The 20,158-nt window shown below is 40.1% G+C and carries 19 protein-coding genes; 13 read left to right on the forward strand and 6 right to left on the reverse strand.

The features are described 5' to 3' along the window. Nucleotides 1-69 precede the first annotated feature (69 nt). Genes mdcA through madM form a run of 9 tightly spaced genes read left to right on the forward strand, consistent with a single transcriptional unit; the run spans nt 70 to nt 7,417 of the window. On the forward strand, nt 70-1,749 hold the full coding sequence (mdcA, locus tag MKX14_RS13205) for a malonate decarboxylase subunit alpha (RefSeq protein WP_240282660.1): 1,680 nt from the start codon (nt 70-72) through the stop codon (nt 1,747-1,749). Then, nucleotides 1,749-2,633, forward strand: a complete 885-nt coding sequence (gene mdcB / locus MKX14_RS13210) for a triphosphoribosyl-dephospho-CoA synthase (protein ID WP_046812693.1) — start codon at nt 1,749-1,751, stop codon at nt 2,631-2,633. The genes mdcA and mdcB overlap by 1 nt, the downstream gene beginning before the upstream one ends. A gap of 2 nt (nt 2,634-2,635) precedes the next feature. Next, nucleotides 2,636-2,935: a malonate decarboxylase subunit delta gene (mdcC, locus tag MKX14_RS13215; RefSeq protein ID WP_000448955.1), complete on the forward strand. Its 300-nt coding sequence runs from the start codon at nt 2,636-2,638 to the stop codon at nt 2,933-2,935. Beyond that, complete coding sequence (gene mdcD, locus MKX14_RS13220; protein WP_240282661.1) at nt 2,928-3,785, forward strand: biotin-independent malonate decarboxylase subunit beta; 858 nt, start codon at nt 2,928-2,930, stop codon at nt 3,783-3,785. Before mdcC ends, mdcD begins: the two co-directional genes overlap by 8 nt. Then, the gene (mdcE, locus tag MKX14_RS13225) at nt 3,782-4,609 is read left to right on the forward strand and encodes a biotin-independent malonate decarboxylase subunit gamma (protein WP_240282662.1); all 828 of its coding nucleotides are present in this window, start codon (nt 3,782-3,784) and stop codon (nt 4,607-4,609) included. Before mdcD ends, mdcE begins: the two co-directional genes overlap by 4 nt. Beyond that, complete coding sequence (gene mdcG / locus MKX14_RS13230; protein WP_240282663.1) at nt 4,600-5,208, forward strand: malonate decarboxylase holo-ACP synthase; 609 nt, start codon at nt 4,600-4,602, stop codon at nt 5,206-5,208. Before mdcE ends, mdcG begins: the two co-directional genes overlap by 10 nt. A 13-nt stretch (nt 5,209-5,221) precedes the next feature. Next, the gene (mdcH, locus tag MKX14_RS13235; RefSeq protein ID WP_240282664.1) at nt 5,222-6,154 is read left to right on the forward strand and encodes a malonate decarboxylase subunit epsilon; all 933 of its coding nucleotides are present in this window, start codon (nt 5,222-5,224) and stop codon (nt 6,152-6,154) included. Between the two features lie 53 nt (nt 6,155-6,207). Beyond that, on the forward strand, nt 6,208-6,609 hold the full coding sequence (gene madL / locus MKX14_RS13240) for a malonate transporter subunit MadL (protein ID WP_005076475.1): 402 nt from the start codon (nt 6,208-6,210) through the stop codon (nt 6,607-6,609). Nucleotides 6,610-6,655: 46 nt separating this feature from the next. Next, nucleotides 6,656-7,417: a malonate transporter subunit MadM gene (gene madM / locus MKX14_RS13245; protein ID WP_002114328.1), complete on the forward strand. Its 762-nt coding sequence runs from the start codon at nt 6,656-6,658 to the stop codon at nt 7,415-7,417. Between the two features lie 54 nt (nt 7,418-7,471). Here madM and mdcR read toward each other — a convergent pair whose 3' ends face one another. The 5 genes from mdcR to cioA form a co-directional block, all read right to left on the reverse strand. After that, nucleotides 7,472-8,389 (reverse strand): LysR family transcriptional regulator, encoded by a 918-nt coding sequence (gene mdcR / locus MKX14_RS13250; RefSeq protein ID WP_240282665.1) that lies wholly within the window; start codon nt 8,387-8,389, stop codon nt 7,472-7,474. Between the two features lie 100 nt (nt 8,390-8,489). Then, nucleotides 8,490-9,908: a PLP-dependent aminotransferase family protein gene (locus MKX14_RS13255; RefSeq protein WP_240282666.1), complete on the reverse strand. Its 1,419-nt coding sequence runs from the start codon at nt 9,906-9,908 to the stop codon at nt 8,490-8,492. 98 nt (nt 9,909-10,006) lie between these two features. After that, nucleotides 10,007-10,141: a hypothetical protein gene (locus tag MKX14_RS13260; protein WP_005076466.1), complete on the reverse strand. Its 135-nt coding sequence runs from the start codon at nt 10,139-10,141 to the stop codon at nt 10,007-10,009. Nucleotides 10,142-10,155: 14 nt separating this feature from the next. Then, a complete protein-coding gene (gene cydB, locus MKX14_RS13265) occupies nt 10,156-11,163 on the reverse strand; it encodes a cytochrome d ubiquinol oxidase subunit II (RefSeq protein ID WP_005076463.1) in 1,008 nt (335 codons plus the stop codon). Further along, entirely contained in the window at nt 11,156-12,601 is a 1,446-nt protein-coding gene (gene cioA / locus MKX14_RS13270; RefSeq protein WP_240282667.1) for a cytochrome ubiquinol oxidase subunit I, read from the reverse strand. Before cioA ends, cydB begins: the two co-directional genes overlap by 8 nt. 643 nt (nt 12,602-13,244) lie before the next feature. On the opposite strand from cioA, the gene MKX14_RS13275 reads away from it, so the two are divergent. The 4 genes from MKX14_RS13275 to yaaU all read left to right on the forward strand — a co-directional run bounded on the left by MKX14_RS13275 (nt 13,245) and on the right by yaaU (nt 18,723). Further along, nucleotides 13,245-14,063, forward strand: a complete 819-nt coding sequence (locus tag MKX14_RS13275; protein ID WP_046812684.1) for a hypothetical protein — start codon at nt 13,245-13,247, stop codon at nt 14,061-14,063. Nucleotides 14,064-14,197: 134 nt separating this feature from the next. Then, a complete protein-coding gene (locus MKX14_RS13280) occupies nt 14,198-15,493 on the forward strand; it encodes an acyl-CoA dehydrogenase family protein (protein ID WP_046812683.1) in 1,296 nt (431 codons plus the stop codon). 176 nt (nt 15,494-15,669) lie between these two features. Next, on the forward strand, nt 15,670-17,061 hold the full coding sequence (locus MKX14_RS13285; protein WP_240282668.1) for an LLM class flavin-dependent oxidoreductase: 1,392 nt from the start codon (nt 15,670-15,672) through the stop codon (nt 17,059-17,061). A 195-nt stretch (nt 17,062-17,256) separates the two neighbouring features. Then, nucleotides 17,257-18,723, forward strand: coding sequence for an MFS transporter (yaaU, locus tag MKX14_RS13290; RefSeq protein WP_240282669.1), 1,467 nt, complete (start codon nt 17,257-17,259; stop codon nt 18,721-18,723). Between the two features lie 60 nt (nt 18,724-18,783). Here the strand turns inward: yaaU and MKX14_RS13295 are convergent, their stop codons facing one another. After that, nucleotides 18,784-19,968 carry a hypothetical protein gene (locus MKX14_RS13295; protein ID WP_046812681.1) on the reverse strand — a complete coding sequence of 395 codons (1,185 nt, stop codon included), beginning with the start codon at nt 19,966-19,968 and terminating at the stop codon, nt 18,784-18,786. Between the last annotated feature and the right edge of the window lie 190 nt (nt 19,969-20,158).

The following is a 20,158-nucleotide window of genomic DNA, read 5'->3' on the forward strand; positions in this document are numbered from 1 at the left end:
TTGATTGATCAAAAGTCCATAAAGCGTTTTTATAGATTCAGAACAAAACTGCGATCTATAGGTAAACACATGGAAGGCTCAGTTCAGAATAAAGAGCGATTATGGACAAAGCGGCGTCATGCCAAACAACTAAAACTAGAGATGGCAAACCAATATACCGATGGTGTGGTGATTCCAACTCAAGACATTATTAAAGTTTTAGAAACCCTGATTACACCGGGTGACAAAGTTGTACTCGAAGGAAATAACCAAAAGCAGGCAGATTTCTTATCGCGCTCTTTGGCTCAAACCAATCCAGATGTTTTGCACGATTTGCATATGATTATGCCAAGCGTGGGACGTTCGGAACACCTCGATCTGTTTGAAAAAGGCATTGCGCGTAAGCTCGATTTTTCTTTTGCTGGCCCACAAAGCTTACGTATTAGCCAGTTAATTGAAGATGGGCTGTTAGAAATTGGGGCTATCCACACTTATATTGAATTGTATTCACGTTTGGTGGTTGACCTCATTCCAAATGTAGTGCTCTCGGCGGGTTTTATGGCAGACCGCCAAGGCAATATTTATACAGGTCCAAGTACCGAAGATTCTCCAGCACTTATTGAACCTGCGGCTTTTAGTGACGGTATTGTGATTGTTCAGGTCAATGAATTGGTCGATGACGTCTCAGAGTTACCACGTGTCGATATTCCTGCTTCTTGGGTGGATTATGTGGTGGTTGCAGATCAGCCATTTTATATCGAACCGTTGTTTACCCGTGACCCGAAACACATTAAGCCTGTGCATATACTCATGGCGATGATGGCAATTCGCGGAATTTATGAAAAGCATAATGTTCAATCGTTAAACCATGGTATTGGTTTTAACACTGCGGCAATTGAACTGATTTTACCGACCTATGGTGAATCCTTAGGGTTAAAAGGAAAAATTTGCCGAAATTGGACACTGAATCCGCATCCAACCTTAATTCCAGCGATTGAAACAGGTTGGGTTGAAAGCGTGCATTGTTTTGGTACCGAACTCGGTATGGAAAAATATGTTGCAGCTCGTCCTGATGTGTTCTTTACAGGTCGTGATGGTGCGTTACGTTCCAACCGTATGATGTGTCAGCTCGCAGGTCAGTACGCCGTTGACCTATTTATCGGTGCAACTTTGCAAGTTGATGGCATGGGCCATTCTTCGACTGTTACCAAAGGTCGTTTAGCTGGTTTCGGTGGTGCACCAAACATGGGGCATGATCCGCGTGGCCGTCGTCACGATACGCCAGCATGGCTAGATATGCGTTTGCAAGGCGCCAATGAAACTGAAACCTATTTGGCACGTGGTAAAAAACTCGTTGTGCAAATGGTGGAAACTTTCCAAGAGGGCGGTAAGCCGACTTTTGTAGAGCGTCTTGATGCGATTGATGTTGCTAAAACGGCTGGTTTACCTTTAGCCCCGATCATGATTTATGGTGATGATGTGACCCATTTACTCACCGAAGAAGGCATTGCTTATCTATATAAAGCAAGCAGCCAAGAAGAACGTCAAGCCATGATTGCTGCGGTGGCAGGTGTGACCAATATTGGTTTAACTCAAGACCCTAAAACAACAGCACGTTTAAGAAGCGAAGGCTTGGTGGTATTCCCTGAAGATTTAGGTATTCGCCGCACCGATGCAACACGTGAGCTTTTAGCTGCAAAAAATATTGCCGACTTGGTGACATGGTCAGATGGTTTATACCAACCACCTGCAAAATTCAGGAGTTGGTAATGATGGCACAAGTTCAATATCAAACACTTAGCGATAGTCAGATTTTGGCAAGTTTAGCAGTCGAAGCGTTAATTGATGAAGTTAATCTGACGCCTAAACCAGCTTTGGTCGATCGCCGTGGCAGTGGTGCACACAATGACCTGACTTTGGAGTTAATGGAGCGCTCTGCAAAAAGTTTAGGACCCATGTTTCAAGAAATGGCTCAAGCAGCCATACATCATGGTGAGGTTTGTTTAGCTTTACGTGAAGACATTGGAGAAATTGGCCGCCAAGGTGAAAAGACCATGATGTTGGCGACAGATGGTGTCAACACACACCGCGGTGCAATTTGGGCCTTGGGTTTAATGGTTACGGCAGCAGCATTGGCGCGCACCAATCAACAATATTTATCGGCTGTTGAACTATGCCAGTTAGCAGGGCAGATTGCTCAGCTTGAAGATCGTTTTATTCCAGAGCAGACCTTGAGTCATGGTCAGCAAGTCCAAAAGAAATTAGGCATCTTAGGTGCCAAAGAACAGGCTCAACAAGGTTTTCCAACTATTGTGAAATTTGGTTTAAAACAACTTTATCAAAGTCGCAATAAACCTATGAAAGAAGAGTTTGCTCGCTTAGATGCCTTACTTGCCATAATGACCGATCTGAACGATACCTGTGTGCTTTATCGATCTGGAACATCTGGTTTAAAGCGTATGCAACAAGGTGCTCAGCAAGTATTGGATTTGGGTGGCAGTTCAAGCTTAGAAGGTCGACGTGCTTTGCATCTTTTAGAGATTGATCTGCTTCGGATGAAAGCTTCCGCAGGTGGTGCCGCAGATTTGTTGGCAGCAACATTGTTTATAGATCGTGCTGAGCAGTCATCTGTGAAAAATAAAAAGGGATTTTAATTATGGAAACACTTCATTTTGAATTTGTGGCCACAGAGCCACCTGTAAAAAAAGCACTAGTAGGATGTGTAGGCTCTGGCGATTTAGAAATTTTGATGGAACCTGGCGAAACAGGAAAAGCTTCTATTCACGTGGTGACTTCGGTAGATGGCAGTGCAGCACGTTGGCACAATCTTTTTGAACGAATTTTTACTGCGCAAATACCGCCAGCGGTCAATATTGATATTCATGATTTTGGCGCAACTCCCGGTGTCGTTCGCTTACGTCTGGAACAAGCATTAGAGGAGATTGCTCATGACTGATACTGATATCGAGAGCTTGTTAAATAAACAAGATTTTATTGAGCTGAGTGCAAGAGAGCGTGCTAAAGCATTATTAGATGAAGGGACTTTTCGAGAGTTACTCGACCCATTTGCACGTGTTATGTCGCCTTGGCTGGTTAAGCAAAATATCGTGCCGCAAGCCGATGATGGCGTGGTGGTTGCAAAAGGATCTATTCAAGAACGCCCAGTGGTTTTAATTTCTATTGAAGGCTTATTTCAAGGCGGAAGTTTAGGCGAGGTGGGTGGCGCCAAAATTGCGGGTGCCTTAGAACTTGCAGTTGAAGACAATCTGAAAGGTATTCCAACAGCGGCAATTTTACTATTAGAGACGGGCGGCGTTCGCTTACAAGAAGCAAATCTGGGTTTGGCTGCAATTGCTGAAATTCAGGCTGCAATTGTGAACTTACGTCAGTATCAACCCGCCATTGCTGTAGTTGCTGGCAGTGTAGGGTGTTTCGGCGGTATGTCAATTGCAGCTGGTCTATGTAGCTATATTGTAATGACACAAGAAGGACGTTTAGGCTTAAATGGCCCGCAAGTAATTGAACAAGAAGCTGGTGTACAAGAATATAACGCCAAAGATCGTCCATTTATATGGAGTATTACGGGTGGTAATCAGCGCTTCGCGAGTGGTTTGGTAGATGCTTTTGTTGACGATGATCGTCAAAAAATTCGTCAGCAAGTCATCGATTATTTAACTCAAGGCGTGCCACAGCAGCACCGTAGTTCAAAGTACTCATTCTATTTAGCCAAGCTGCAACAAGTAGATACTGCTGAGCAGATTACCCCAGCACAAGTTCAAGCTTTGTATCAAGGAGAGCAAGCATGAATATCGCCGTTGATACATTAAAAGCATCTACTCGTAGTGCACATTGGTTTAAAGCACTTACGCAGGGTTTTAAGACAGTTGAAGGTTTTCCAGCTTCGATTTGGGTGGCTGATGGTCATATCGATCAGCAAGAGGTGCGTGTGATTGCAGTTGTGCAAGATACCAATAATCTGTTCCCACGGGCAAAACAAGGTGAAGTTGGACTGCTAGAAGGCTGGAGTTTGGCAAAAGCAGTTGATGACGTGATTCAAGCCGATGCACAGACTGAAAATAAACGCGGTATTTTATGCTTGGTTGATGTTCCAAGTCAGGCCTATGGTCGCCGTGAAGAATTATTAGGGATTCATCAAGCTTTAGCGGGTGCAGTAGATAGTTATGCCAGAGCCAGATTGGCAGGCCATCCTATTGTCAGTTTATTGGTTGGTAAGTCGATGTCTGGTGCTTTCTTGGCGCATGGATACCAAGCCAATCGTATTATTGCCTTAAACGATTCAGGTGTTATGGTGCATGCAATGGGTAAGGAATCTGCTGCACGCGTTACCTTACGATCGGTTGATGAGTTAGAGCAATTGGCATCAAGCATTCCGCCAATGGCCTATGACATTGAAAGTTATGCAACGCTGGGTTTGTTATCTGAACTGTTATCTATTGAAAACCCTGAACAACCGACAACCGATGATCTTTTGTCAGCGAAGCAGGTGATCGCTCAAGCGTTTAAAGAAATTAATGCTGAGCAATCGAGAGGACTGGAACAAAGACTTCACGGCCAAAACCGTCAGATGTCTAAAAAAGTCCGTGAATTATTGCGTGAGCAATGGTCATGAAACTTGTGCTTGAAGCCCATGATTTACTGTGGGGCATGACGGTCGATTACATAGCCGATGATGCTCCGCATTGGGTGAGAGAGGTATTGCGACGAGGTGATCCTGTTGTGGTTCGACGGGCAATTACTCCTGAAAATCAGGTGGCTGTGGGTGTAAGGGGGCAATTTCGTTATCAACGATATGCAGCGCAAATGCCAAGATCTGCTATTAGCAGACAGCTTAAACCCGAAGCGCTGACTCGCGTAGATATGCAGAAGTTTGAACACTTGGCAGAACGTTTACAGACCATTTCCAGCATCATGAAAAACTTTTCAGGATGTTGGGGATATATAGGAAGTTTCGGGTTTGAATTGGCAACGGGCATTAAAACAGTAACTCAGCAAAGTGACATTGATTTGCTGATTCGAGCTGAACAACCTTTTGCCAAAAAGCAGGCGGTTGAGCTACTCGAAACTTTTCAGCAAGCAGGGCTGAATGTGGATGTACAGCTACAACTTTCACAAGGTGGGGTGGCTTTAAAAGAATGGGCTAGGAATAGCGGAAAAGTTCTATTAAAACGTTCTGATGGTGCTGTTTTAGTAGAAAACCCATGGAATTAGGGAAATAGATATCATGGCTTCAATTTGGGTATATCCGGGACAAGGTGTGCAACGAAGCAATATGTTGCACGACTTACCTCAAACCGCACTGGTCAAAGAATACCTTGAGCGTGCATCGGATGCACTCAAAGAAGATGTTTTGATGTTAGATAGTCCGGCTGAATTGCAGTCGACACGTGCAGTACAGCTTTGTTTGCTGATTTCAGGTGTGGTGAGTTCAGCCTTATTAACAGCGGAAAACTTAACACCTGATTATGTAGCGGGTCTATCAATTGGTGCATGGTCAGCGGCGGTTATAGCAGGAGTTTTAGCCTTTGAGGATGCCGTTCGTTTGGTTGCCTATCGAGGTGAACTTATGCAAAAAGCTTACCCCGCTGGATATGGCATGACAGCTCTGATTGGTACAGATCGTTCAGCTGTCGATGCATGGGTCAAACAGATTTATGAAATAACGCCAGAGGTATTTGTCGCAAATATTAATACACATAACCAGATCGTTATTTCAGGAAGCTTTGAAGCCATGAATCAAGTTGCTATTTTGGCAAAGCAACAAGGCGTGGTGACAAAAAAATTAGATGTATCGGTGCCATCGCACTGTGAATTATTAAGTCAGCAAGCAAAGCAACTTGCAGCGTCTATGGAGGGAGTGACTTTAAAGCAGCCTAAAATACGTTATTTAAGTGGTACAACGGCTCGTATGCTTAGCAGACCAGAACAGATTGGTGATGACTTGGCTTTTAATATGAGTCGAACTGTAGATTGGGAAAGTACCATCCAAGCTGCATGGGAGCGAGGTGTGAGGTTACAGATCGAAGCTTTGCCGGGAACGGTACTTACTACACTTGCACGTCGAACGTTTAAAGAAGGAACTGTATTGTCATTTCAGGGAACACGTTTAGACAGCATTCAATTGGCAATGCAAAACGAAAATAACGCTTCTTTGTAATTACAATATAAATTAAAAATTCAGTAATAACCCAAGGATATGAGGGATTTACAATGATTATATATGGAACAGCAATATTAGCGATCTGCCATTTATTAGGCGACTATCTTGGCAACACATTAGGCATGGTATTAGGTGTTAAAGCGAATGTCGGTGGCGTTGCTATTTCAATGATTCTGTTGATCTTATCTAAAGAACTATTGGCAAAAAAAGGTTATTTACCTCAAGTCACACAATTTGGCGTCTTGTATTGGTCAGGTATGTATATTCCGATCGTTGTTGCGATGTCAGCAGGTCAAAATGTCGTTGCAGCTTTATCGGGTGGCATGTTAGGGCTGATTGTCTCTATTGCATCGTTAATTGGCACGGTTTTAGTCATCCGTTATTTAAATAGAATGAGTGGTGACTACGAAACATATGAATGGACGATAGAACCCAAGGAAAAAATAGCCTAAGCAAACATAAACTACAAAAAAAGTTCAATCAAAAAGGATTTAAATGATGGACGCTATAATTGCTGTGTTATCAAAAAATGCATTAGTTACTGCTCTTGCTGTAACGGGTTTAATGATGTTTGTTTCCCATTTACTCTCAAAATATTTGACGAAGGGAAAACTACAAAGCTCTGCAATCGCGATTACTTTAGGCTTGGTCGTGGCTTACTTTGCAGGGGTTTATACGCAAGGAACCAAAGGTGTCTCTGACATCGCTATTTTTTCAGGTTTTGCGCTGTTGGGCGGAGCCATGATTCGTGATTTAGCAATTGCTTCAACTGCATTTGAAGTTGATGTGAAAGAAGTGAAGAAAGCAGGCAAAATTGGTCTAATTGCATTAATGCTTGGTTGTGTTGTGCCTTTTGCAATTGGAGTTATGGTTGCATGGGTTATGGGCTATCGAGATCCAATTTCGATGACAACGATCGGTGCAGGCGCAATGACTTATATTGTAGGTCCAATTACTGGCACTGCAATTGGCGCAAGCTCTGATGTGATCGCACTTTCTATTGCAATTGGGTTAATCAAGTCAGTTTTCTTTATGGTCGGTACGCCGCTGCTTGCTAAATTTATGTACCTAAAAAGTCCACGCTCAGCGATGGTATTTGGTGGTTTGGCAGGAACAACCAGTGGTACGGCTGCTGGATTGGCAGGTACAGATGTACGATTGGTACCTTATGGCGCTTTAGTTGCGACCTTCTATACAGGACTAGGGTGCTTACTTGGACCTTCTGTCTTCTTCTTAACGGTTAATGCGATTTTTGGATAATTTCTTGAAAATCTTATAACGGCAACTGATTATTCTTTAATAAGTTGCCGATATTTATCTTTTAAAATTAGTGGTGAACATACGACATTCAGCAATCAGAGCAAGTAAGTTTGGGTCGCGTTCTTTACTTTTTAAAAAGACAAGACCAATTTCTTGCTGCATATGATATTGCTGTTTTAGTGGAATAAGTTTTACTGAACTTTCATAAACTGCAGAAATACGGCCGGGTAGTAGAGCAAAACCGACACCTGAGCTGACCATACTAATGAGGGTAAAAATATCATTGACCTGTAAAGCAACTTTAGGTGAAAAACCAGCTTTTTTAAAAATGATGTCGCTGTCGTTATGAGTTGCAAAACCTTTAGTTAAAGTTAAAAAAGTTTCTTCTTTTAAAAGGCTTAAATCAATATCTTTAAAATCGGCATATTTTGAATCTTTATTAACTGCCAAAAAAATGTCGTCTGAAAACATCGGCAAAATTTCAAAGTCATCATCTTGAGTGGTTTCATTTAAAGCCACGATAATCGCATCAAGCTCCGTGGCTTTCAGCTTTTTTACCAAATCCTGATTTGAACTCAGCAACAGCTGAATATCAAGCTCACTACGTCTGAGCTTAAGACCGCTAATCACATTTGGAATTGTGTTTACTGTCAAAGAATAAAGAGAACCTAAATGTAAAACCTTAGCCGCAAAACCAGCAGCTTCCCTAGTTTTATTTACGGTGATAAAGATGTCTTGTACGATTTTTTGTGCGCGTTCTTCAAAGACATAAGCACTTTTTAAAGGAATGAGGTTACGGCCTTCATTTTTAAAAAGAGGACAACGTAAAGCGCTTTCTAAAGAGTGTAGTGCTTTGTGAATGCTGACATTACTCAACTGCATTTCTGTGGCTGTTTTAGACAAATTACCACAGCGCATAAAAGCTAAAAAAATCTGTATCTTTTTAAGGGTGAGTTCTTCATCAATTTCCATATTAATTCCTTGAACCTGTTTCCCTTAAAACTATAGATTTGAGCTATAAAGTTACCACAAAATAAAGTCTATAAAATTGTGCTTAGGTCGAAGCATATCTTTATAAACTTGCTTCAACTCTTTGTTGAATGGTTTTGATAACCTGATCTAATGCGTCTTGAATTTTAGTGTTCCATTCAAAAGAGCAATTGATTCTCAAATAATGCTGCTGTGAGGGTAAAACACTAAACAGAGGACTTGGGGCAACGCCAATGTCTTGCTGAATCAATTCTTCATAAACTTGCATACTGTCTAACGTACTAGGAAGTTTGACCCATAGAAAATAACCACTTGGGTAGTAATACACTTCACAAGAGTTAGGTAAATGTTGTTTTAAATAATGATAAAATTGCTTTTTATAACGCTCAAGTGAAAGCCTAAGCGTGCGTAAGTGTTTTTCATAATGATGATGAGACAAAAACTCGACTAATGCATTTTGAATAAGTGCATTTACTGAAATGGTGCTCATGAGTTGCAAGTGTTGAATATGGTCTGAAAATTTACCCGCATAGACCCAACCAACCCGAAAACCTGCACCTAATGTTTTAGAAAAAGAAGAGCAGTGAAGCACCAGATTTTGTTGGTCAAAATACTTCATTGAAAGTGGTTTTTGGCCACCATAAAAAAGCTCTTCATACACATCATCTTCAATCAAATAAATTTGGTGTTCATGAAGTAACTTGGCAATTTTATATTTAATGTCATCACTGACGGTAAAACCAATCGGGTTATGGGCATTCAGCATGAGCCAACATACCTTGATTGGATATGTTTGAATGACTTGTTCAAAAGCTTCTAGGTCAAAACCATGTTGAGGATGTTCAGGAATGGTAATTACTTTAAGTCCTAAACGCTCGGCAGCTTGCCAAGCCCCATAAAACACAGTTTGCTGTAATAAAATATAATCGCCGGGTTGAGCAACCGCTTGTAGCGAAAGGTTCAGTGCATCTAAACCTCCCGATGTAATGACAATGTCATCTGGATCGGTCTGTATGCCTTGCATACAGTAGCGCTGAGCAATCAGTTTTCTTAAGGCTAAATTGCCTGGAGGTAGGCTTGTGGTCTGGTCATAACTTTGTCTTTGGCGTGCAAGCTGTCCCATAATTTGAATAAGTTTGGGTGCTGTTAAAAGCTGACTGTCTGGAAAAGCTGAACCAAAAGGTACGACAGATTCATGTTGAATTGACTTAAGATATTTAAAAACTAATGAATTAATTTCAATTTTAGAGTTTAGTGAAACAACTGAATATTGCTCTAAAGGTTTAAGTGCAATTTGCTCGGCAACGAAGTAGCCAGATTTTTCTTTTGAATAGATCAGACCTTGTGATTCAAGCTCCTGATAAGCATTCATGACGGTCATTAAACTAAAACCAGAACGTTGTACCTGATCTCTCAATGACGGTAATTTTTCATGTGCATTTAAAGTGCCGCTTTCAATGAGTTGGCGAATGCTATGAGCGAGTTGTTCTGATTTATACATGTATGAGCTGCACGAAATAACAAAATGAAAGAAGCACTTAATCAATAATAAATGCCGTTTGCAGAATCTACAAACGGCATTTATTTAGAACAATAGATTTACTTTAAGTAAGGGGCTGCATAAATCAAGATAACTTTAAACAATCCCGCAATCACAGCTAAGGCTAAAAAACCACCGATCCATAGCAGAATAAACCATTGGGTTTGATTGAGTTTAACGGATGACTTTTTCATAAAACCCTCTATACTTAATGATAGCCTTCGTCACCTACACGGACTTTGTCTCTAAATACCCAATAAGACACAATGGTGTAAGCAATAATGATCGGGATTAAAATAAGTGCGCCGACCAAAGCAAACATCTGGCTTGAATGCGGTGCTGCAGCCTGCCAAATGGTGACTGATGGCGGAATAATATATGGCCATAAACTAATCACAAAACCAGTAAATGCAAGGAAAACGAGCGCCAATGTATATGCAAATGGTTTGAGGTCATGATCCTGCTTTTTACATGCCGATAAAATCAGGCCAACAAATAACAAGACCAAAATTGGTACAGGACTAAAATAGAACAGGTTTGGTAACGAGAACCAGCGATCTGCAATTTCAGGATGCGTCAACGGCGTATATAAACTCACGCCACCAAAAATAATGAGCAGTGCAATAATCAGCTTTGGCATAAGCTCATACATACGTTGCTGCAAACCTTTTTCGGTTTTTAAAATCAGCCATCCACAGCCTAAAGTGGCATACATGGCAACTACGCCAATACCTGTAAAGATCGTAAACGGGGAAAGCCAATCAAAAGACCCACCAGCAAAAATACCATTTTCGGTTTTGATTCCTTGAATATAAGCACCCAAAATAATCCCTTGAAGGAAGCTGGTTAAAACTGAACCCCAAATAAAAGCCAAGTCCCAAAGGTGCTTGGTTCGATGAGCTTTAAAACGGAATTCAAAAGCAACTCCACGGAAAATCAAGGCAATGACCATGAAAATGATAGGCAGGTAGAGTGCTGATAAAACTGTTGAATAAACCAGCGGGAAGGCTGCATACAGACCAGCACCACCGAGAACCATCCAAGTTTCGTTACCATCCCAGACAGGAGCGACGGTATTCATCATGACGTCACGTTCTTGGCTGTTCTTAATGAACGGGAACATAATCCCGATTCCTAAGTCAAAACCATCCATGACCACATAAATTAAAACACCTAAACCAATAATACCGACCCATATTAAAGAAAGATCAATCATGATGTTTCTCCCCAGATTTTTGATTATCGTCAATGTTTTCATCGACAGCACTGAGTGGACGCATTGGTGTTTTAAAGTGTCCAACACCACCAGATTCAATAGTTGGAGTATCGATAAATACAGGGCCTTTATTAATCAGTTTTAAGGTGTAGTAAATACCGCTACCAAAAACGATGGTATAGACCACCACAAAAATAAAGAGACTCAGACCCACCTGATCTGCGGAAACCGTATGTGAAAGCCCGTCTTTAGTGCGCATAATGCCGTATACAACCCACGGTTGACGGCCTACTTCGGTAGTAATCCAGCCAGCCAGCATTGCCACATAACCCGCAGGCCCCATCACTACAGCAAATTTATGAAACCATGATGTTTCATAGAGTTTTCCACGCTTACGTAACCAAAGCGCAATTAAAGACAAAGTGACCATGAGTACACCAAGACCCACCATCACACGGAAGCTCCAGAAAACGATGGTTGAATTTGGACGATCTTCTGGTGCGAAATCTTTTAAACCTGTCACTTGGCCATCTAAGCTATGCGTTAAAATTAAGCTACCCAAATAAGGAACACCTACTTCGAAGTGGTTACGTTCTTCTTTCATATCGGGAATTGCAAATAGCAATAATGGCATTGGTTCATTGTGATTGGTTTCCCAATGTCCTTCCATTGCTGCAAGTTTGGCAGGTTGATGTTCACGGGTGTTTAACCCATGGTTATCGCCAATTACCACTTGTAAACATGAAGTCACAAGCACCATCCAGAGACCCATCGAGAACGATTTTTTCACCAATTCATCGCGACGGCCTTTTACTAAATGCCATGCAGATGTTCCGACCACCAATAATGATGAAACTAAGAAAGCTGCTGCACCCATGTGGGCAAAGCGGTAAGGGAAGGATGGGTTAAAGACAATTGCAAACCAGTCTTTTGGCACAATAATGCCATTTTCGATGGCAAAGCCTTGAGGGGTCTGCATCCAACTATTCGAAGATAAAATCCAGAACATGGAAATACATGTTCCGATGGCAACCATAAGTGTTGCAAAGAAATGGGCTCGAGGACCAACACGTCCCCAACCAAACAGCATAATGCCTAAGAAACCTGCTTCTAAGAAGAAGGCACTCAAGACTTCATAGGTAAGTAAAGGACCAGTAATACTTCCGGCAACGCGTGAAAATTCACTCCAGTTCGTACCGAACTGGTAACTCATGACCACGCCCGAGACCACACCCATACCAAAGGCAACGGCAAAGATCTTAATCCAGTATTTAAATAGATCTTTATAAATCGCGTTTTGGGTTCTTAACCATTTCCACTCTAACACTGCCAAAAAGCAGGCAAGACCGATGGAAGTGGCCGGAAAAATAATATGGAAGGATACTGTAAAAGCAAATTGTATTCGCGCTAATTCTAGAGCGGTTAGACCGAGGCTCATAAACTTTCCCCCTGTGAACTAGCTGATGATGATTGAATGAGTTAAATACTTATTTTCAGGCAACAAAGTATTTTGGCGATTAAACTTACTTCTGTGATAAATGTTCTTAGCAAGTAAAATGCCAACAGGGTTAAGCAATATAATTGCTTGATATTTCAATAGAATAAGGCGATTGATTGTTTTCAATCTGTTAGCAAAGTTTATGCTTGATGTTGCATTTGTAAAAATGCATGTTGCATTGAAACATTGATGAAATATCTGGCGATATGCAATAGATCGTCTCATGAAAACTACCTACCTTAAGAAGTTTCCTTAATCATGCACTTACTATTTTTGTATATGTAGATACAGAAATTTTTTATAAAACTATAACAGTCTGAAGCACTCATGGGGTGTGCTATAGTTTTTTTTCAAATATCTGTAGCTATGTATCCATTCTTCAAAAGTCCAAAATAAATGAACAAGATTTACGAATGGCCAAAATCACTCTCCAGCATACAGCGAATGCGATTTTGGGTAATAAGCGCAGAATAGTTTCTTCTTTTTTATTCCTTTGTTGTTTTGCGTGAGGTCTGGTTGTTACGTAGGTTATTAAAGACCTGATTTAAGTGTAGCTCTTCTAAAATAGCTTGGATGTTAAAAAATGTTTATTACTTCTCAACTCAATGTCCTGCATAAAATTATTAAAAATCAGCCTATTCCTGTATCTATATTGGCTCAGTTAGAGCAGACCTATGTTAATTTTGAAGCTACCTTATTAAGAGCGAAAGTACTCAGAGACTTTTCTAAATCTGAAACAGTATATTTAATTCAATCTCATATTGAGGCACAGCAAAGTAGTGTGGCTTATCTATTTTCACCATTTATTTTTGCCAACTTAAACAAGGCTGCTATTTATACAACGCCTGCGACAACGCCTGTGCTTTCTATTCTTAATAAATATTACCAAGCTGAGAAAAAAGCACTATTCAAAGTAGATGATGTTTTAGACAGCTTAAAAATTTATATAGATTTGGAACTTACAGAGCTTAATGAAGTTGAATTTATCTATTTAAGCCTAATCAAGGCACTATGCCGAAGTGATCTCTCTACAGTGTTTTTAATTACGAGTTTAGACATAGATGTCGAGCATTTAAAAGCACTGGAGCAATTTTTAAAGGTCAAAATTTATTGGGTTAAAACCACAAAAGATGATGACTTAAAAAACCTCAATAGCTTAGAAATGCGGAAATTATTATTCAAAAATAAAGATGAAACTTATGTCAAATTATGTGCGAAATTTGCTCAAATGAATGCAGCGCTGGTTGGTTTATGCGATACCTTTACCGCTGGTCAAATGACGCATTTAATTGATGACATGTTCTATTCAGAGCATATTTTTGAAAAATTATCTGTCTATTCAGAATATATACAAACCTTATTGCAAAGCCAGCAGAGCATTCGGCAAAAAGAGGCATCTTAGACTTTGAGATGGGAGGTTTTTATCTTTGTGTTTGGGTTCTTATATAAAGAATGAATACAGTTATAAAAAAATAATCGTTTTCATGTGAAATAAATATTTTATGGTAAAAGCAAAGCAATATTGGTTTTACTTACATGACAAATTTAAATTTTGAGCATCATCTCGGTTCATTAACTCACGCTGCACTGAGTCAGGCTTCAATCATTTCGCGGGTATGGGGTGAAGGGCCTTCAGAACGTTATGATGAATTGGCAAAAAATTTCAGACCAACTTTTGCCCGTATTAAAGAAGGGGCTTTAATCCGTGAGCAACAGCATATTTTGCCTTATGAACAACTTCAGTGGCTCAAAGATATTGGTTTTACACGGTTAAGACTTCCCAAAGCTCATGGTGGCTTTGATGCAACCATTCCTGAACTATTTGCATTGCTCATTGAACTTGCAGAGGCCGATTCAAACTTACCGCAAGCTTTACGTGTGCACTTTGGTTTCACTGAAGATGTCTTGGTAAGTAAAGACAAAGCTTTTCAACAGCGTTGGCTTAGCCGAATTGCTAATGGGGAAACAGTCGGTAGTGCATGGTCTGAAGGCGGGAAAGAGTCAATTGATCAGTTCGAAACTCATTTGTATCGAGACAGTGAAGGAAAAATTCGTGTTAAAGGTAAAAAATATTACTCCACAGGAAGTTTATATGCTGATTGGGTTGACGTTGGTGTAACAGATTTAAAGGGGGAATCTGGCTCGGTCGTTGTTCGCCGTGAAGATGAAGGTGTCGAAATTGTTGATGACTGGAATGGCTTTGGTCAGCAACTCACTGCAAGTGGTACAGCATATTTCCATGACGTATTGGTCGACGAAACTGAAATTTTACCTGATGATGATCGTTTTAAATATTCAGCGGCTTACTATCAACTGGTTCAATTGGCAATTATTACAGGCCTAGGGCGTGCTGCAACCTATGATGTTTCTCAAGCTGTTGCTAAACGTACCCGAAACTACACGCATGCGAATGCTCAATTTGTAAAACAAGATCCGCAAATTTTACAAGTCGTAGGACAAATCCGTGGTGCGGCTTACAGTGCAGGGGCGATTATTGAAAAAGTTGCACAAAGCTTACAACGTGCTTACTTAGCTGCATTTCAAAATAATGAGCAGCTTGAAGAGGAGCAAAATGCGCTTGCCGAACTTGAAAGTGCGCAGTCTCAAACGGTCATTACCGATCTAATTTTAAATGCTTCTACGATTTTATTTGACGCTTTAGGTGCTTCTGCAACAGACAAAGATTTAGGCCTAGATCGATACTGGCGTAATGTACGAACTTTATCTTCACATAACCCGAGAGTATTTAAAAATCGAATTGTCGGTGATTTTAGTGTAAACGGCACATTACCTCCGTATCAATGGCGAATTGGGAATGTTGCTAAACAATAAATTATAGTTTTAGATATTAAGCTGCTATTTTGGTGGCTTAATATTATTTTGTTTGTTTAAATTAAATTATGAAAATCTATTAGAATAAAATCATATTTTGTTTGGGGTTTATATTATAAAGAGAACATAAAAATTGCTTTAGTATAAAAATTAAATAAAATGCTGGTTGATACTTTATGACTAAGAAAATTAGTTTTAATGCTTTTGAAATGAATTGTATTGCCCACCAATCTCCTGGATTATGGCGACATCCTCAAGACCGATCTATTGAATATAAAGATTTAGAATATTGGATAGATTTAGCACAAATTCTTGAGCGTGGTTTTTTTGACGGTATTTTTATCGCAGATGTGCTTGGTATTTATGACGTTTATCATCAAAGTGCTGAACATGCTTTAACAGGTGCAGTACAAGTTCCAGTCAATGATCCGCTACAGATTGTGCCAGCGATGGCAGCAGTCACAAAGCACTTGGGTTTTGGTGTCACGACTTCGATTTCTTTTGAACATCCTTATCCTTTTGCTAGACGTATTAGCACGCTAGACCATTTAACCAAAGGGCGAGTTGGATGGAATATCGTGACGTCTTATTTGGAAAGTGGTTCGAAAAACTTAGGCCTAAAAACTCAGGTTAATCATGACAATCGTTATGATATTGCCGATGAATATTTAGAAGTCCTGTACAAACTTTGGGAAGGTTCTTGGGAAGAGGGTTCGGTACTTCGTGACCGTGAAAACGGTATCTTTGCTGACCATAAAAAAGTGCATCCAATTCAGCACGAAGGTAAATACTTTACTGTACCCGGCATCCACATTTGTGAACCATCACCACAACGAACACCTGTACTTTATCAAGCGGGGGCATCTTCACGTGGCCAGAAGTTTGCGAGTCAAAATGCCGAGTGCGTATTCATTGCAGCGCCGTCTAAAATTGCCACTAAAAAAGTGGTACAGGGCATTCGCCAAAAACTGGCTCAAGAAGGCCGCGACCCGTACTCAGTTAAAATTTATGCGCTTTTGTCGATTGTCACTGATGAAACTGATGCAAAAGCTCAGGCTAAGTTTAAAGAATATCAAGGCTATGGAAGCTACGATGGCGCTTTAACATTGCTATCTGGCTGGTCGGGTGTTGATTTTTCACAATACCAACCGACCGATAAAGTTGAATATATTCAAACCAATGCCATTCAATCTTTATTAGATTCTTATGTGAATGCGGACCCAGAACGAGTCTGGACCATTGAAGAAATTGCAAACTGGAACAGTTTAGGTGGTAATGGACCTGTTCTTGTAGGTTCGGCAGAAACCGTTTCGGATGCTCTACAGCAATGGGTTGAAGATACCGATGTCGATGGCTTTAACTTAGCCTACATTTTGGCGCATCAAACCTTTGCTGATGTGGTTGAGTTTATTGTTCCAGAGTTGCAAAAACGAGGGATATATCAAACTTCATATACACAAGGAACATTAAGAGAAAAATTATTTGGTGCTGGGCCATATTTACCTGAAAATCACCGCGGTGCAAAATATCGTAATCTAAAAGAATTAAAACTTGCTGAGGCGAGTTAAATATTTTGGAAAGTCTTTAAATAAATAGCTGGTTAAATGCCAGCTTTTATTTTGTCTTTTTATATCGATTTTATTGCTGAGTTAATAATAAAAAGATAATTCTATAATTTAGATTAAAACATCAGATTAATTTGTTTTTGTATGGTGTGAATAATCATTATTTTGTTTCTGTGATTAAAATACAGGAATTATTAAGTGAGCACACAAGAACTCGATCATAACCACCATTATGAAATTAAATCTCCCGATGATGTTTCACAATTAATTTCCAAATTTGCAGGGAAGGGTAAATCGAATAAAGTTATTTGGTTGGCACTGATTGGAGTATTTATTGATGCCTATGATCTAACAACGCTCTCTTTCGGTATTGAGCAAGTCATCTCAGAGTTTTCTTTAAGCCCTGTGATGACTGGTGTGGTGGCTTCAGCAATTGTCTGCGGAACCATTGTAGGTAACCTGATTGGTGGTTGGCTGACAGATAAAATCGGCCGTTATCGAGTCTTCATGGCGGACATGGTGCTCTTTGTCATTGCGGCAATTGTTGCTGGTTTTGCACCGAATGTATGGGTTTTGATTTTAGCCCGATTTATTATGGGAATTAGTGTTGGTATTGATTTACCCGTTGCAATGTCATACTTATCTGAGTTTTCCAAATTTAATGGTAGTAGCAATAAGGCAGCGCGTCTAGCCGCATGGTGCCCAATGTGGTATGCCGCTTCCTCGGTGTGTTTTGGCCTAGTTTTGGCGCTTTATTTTCTTTTACCACCAGAGCATAGCAACTGGTTATGGCGAGCATCTTTAATTTTCGGAGCAGTGCCAGCCTTACTCATTATTTTTATTCGCGGTAAATATTTAACTGAGTCACCAATCTGGCTTGCAAACCAAGGCGATTTAAAAGGAGCCGCTCAAGTTCTACAAGAATCCTATGCAATTCATGCAGTCGCTACAGTTGAAAAAGTAAAAAGAACTGCTGAAAAGAAAAAGCGCGAGGGTTTTGCAGTTCTATTTAATAAAACCTATTTGCCAAGAACTATTGTGGCCATTGTGATTCACATTTCGGTGGCATTTCAGTACACGACCATTGCCTTCTTTTTACCTTCTATTTTAACGCGTTTTTTTCATACCGATGTCTTAACGACCATTACTACCACACTCGGACTCAATTTACTGTTTGCATTTACGGGCGGACTGTTAGGCGTATTTGTTGCTAGCAGATTTAAATCTCGTCATGTGTTGCTTACAGGCTTTTTACTCCAATTTATAGCCCTCATTGCCTTGGCATTCATTGGTGAACCGGGTAATAGCTTTTTACTCTACACCGCAATTGGCATGCTCGGTTTGTGGCTTTTTGCCGAAGGCTTTGGGCCAGGGGCACAAATGATGGTTTATCCAACTATGGCTTATCCAGCTTCGATTCGTGGCGTTGGTGTTGGCTTTAACCGTGCAGTAACGGGTGTTGCTCAAGCAATTGCTTTGTTTGTTTTACCGATCTGGATGGTGGGTTATAAAACCGATGTTTACCTGATTATTTCTATCTTTGCGTTTATTCCTTTGATTGTAATTGGACTACTCATCAAGTTTGAGCCTACCGCTCAAGATGTCGATGTCATCGATGAATCTGGTCCAGAACTTCCTCTCAATAATTCACCTGTAATCGACTAGAGTAAAAATAAATCTCTAAATAAAATAAAGGCCAACATCTGCTGGCCTTTATTTTTAGAATTAGAAGTAATAAGCAAAAATCACAAACGCTTTTTTGTTCCATTTATCATTGCTTCCACCAGCCGCAAGGCCTTCACTGTCTCCTAGATATGGATCATGTTTACCCATTAGTAACTCGGCTTGTACTGTCAATTTTTGATAGTTAAAGGCAATGCCGGGAATAAAACGGGTGGAGTCTTTAAACCCGTCTTGTTCTTTTCGATAAGAACTATAGTTTAGGTAAGGACGAACAGAGGTAATGGGGCCAAACTGCTGAGGAAATAAATAGCTCAGCTCGGCTGAATAAATCTGACCTTTGGTTGCAGAGTTAAATGAATAATCGAAACCGCCTAAAGTCAGATGGTCTTTATATTGAGTGTCGGCATTATCAATGTCTTGATAACCAGCCAAAAGCTGTAAATTCCATTGGTTATAATTGGTGTTGCTAAAAACCGAATAGACTTGGCGATCGCCATCTTGCCCTGAGCGTTTGTTTTCAATGGTGGAATACCATGCAGAGGCGCCAAGTTGGGTAGAGAAATTTTCTTGGCCTAAGACGTTTTTAAAGGTATGAGCACCGCGAACAACAATGGCGTTCTTTTCTTTGGTATTGGTGCCTTCTGGTACAGAGTCATCTGCATTGACAGGGTTAATACTGAATCGACTTGAGTCTTTGCTTTTACCTCTATAAGTTCCACCATCGGTAGGATAAAAAGCGAGTTGTGCTTCATTGATTCCATCATTGAAATCATATTTCACCCCAAGGTTGTGTACATCTTCCCAGCCAGCACTATTGGCAATGCCTAAATAATAAGTATTTCCCCAAAAGCGCCCCAAGCCAAAAGGAACGGGGTTTAAGCCAGCAATAATTTTACTGTTGTCATTAATTTTATAACCCATCCATGCATCGGTGAGCCAATTGGCATCGCCTAAACGCCCGTAATATTCATAAACCCGATAATCTAAACGACCAATCCATTTCGGGGAGTTGTAGTCCAGCCATAATACGGCATCATTAAAAGAAAATTTACTGGTAGAGGGTTCAGAGTCAAAATCATAAACATATTTAGCCCGAACAGTACCACTTACTTTAAGTTCACCTTCTTCAGCATTGCCAAAGGTAAGCGCCGCATGACTTGAGAGGCTGAATGTAATTAAAGACGTTGTAATTAATGTTTTTTTCAAAATTTGAGAATGTTTAAACAAAAGAATTTTTCTCCTCTTAAAAATAAAAATTAAATTTGCGTCATGTATAAACCAGAAAAAGATTTATCCAAATCTCAATATTTGCAGAAGATTTAAGATAAAAAGATAATAAAATCTGAACTTTATATAAAAGAATGAAAATTAAATAAATGCAAAACTCTGGATGCGATAAGCAAAAATAAAAATGATG

The organism is Acinetobacter pittii, assembly GCF_022449185.1.
Classification (GTDB): Bacteria; Pseudomonadota; Gammaproteobacteria; order Pseudomonadales; family Moraxellaceae; genus Acinetobacter; species Acinetobacter pittii_I.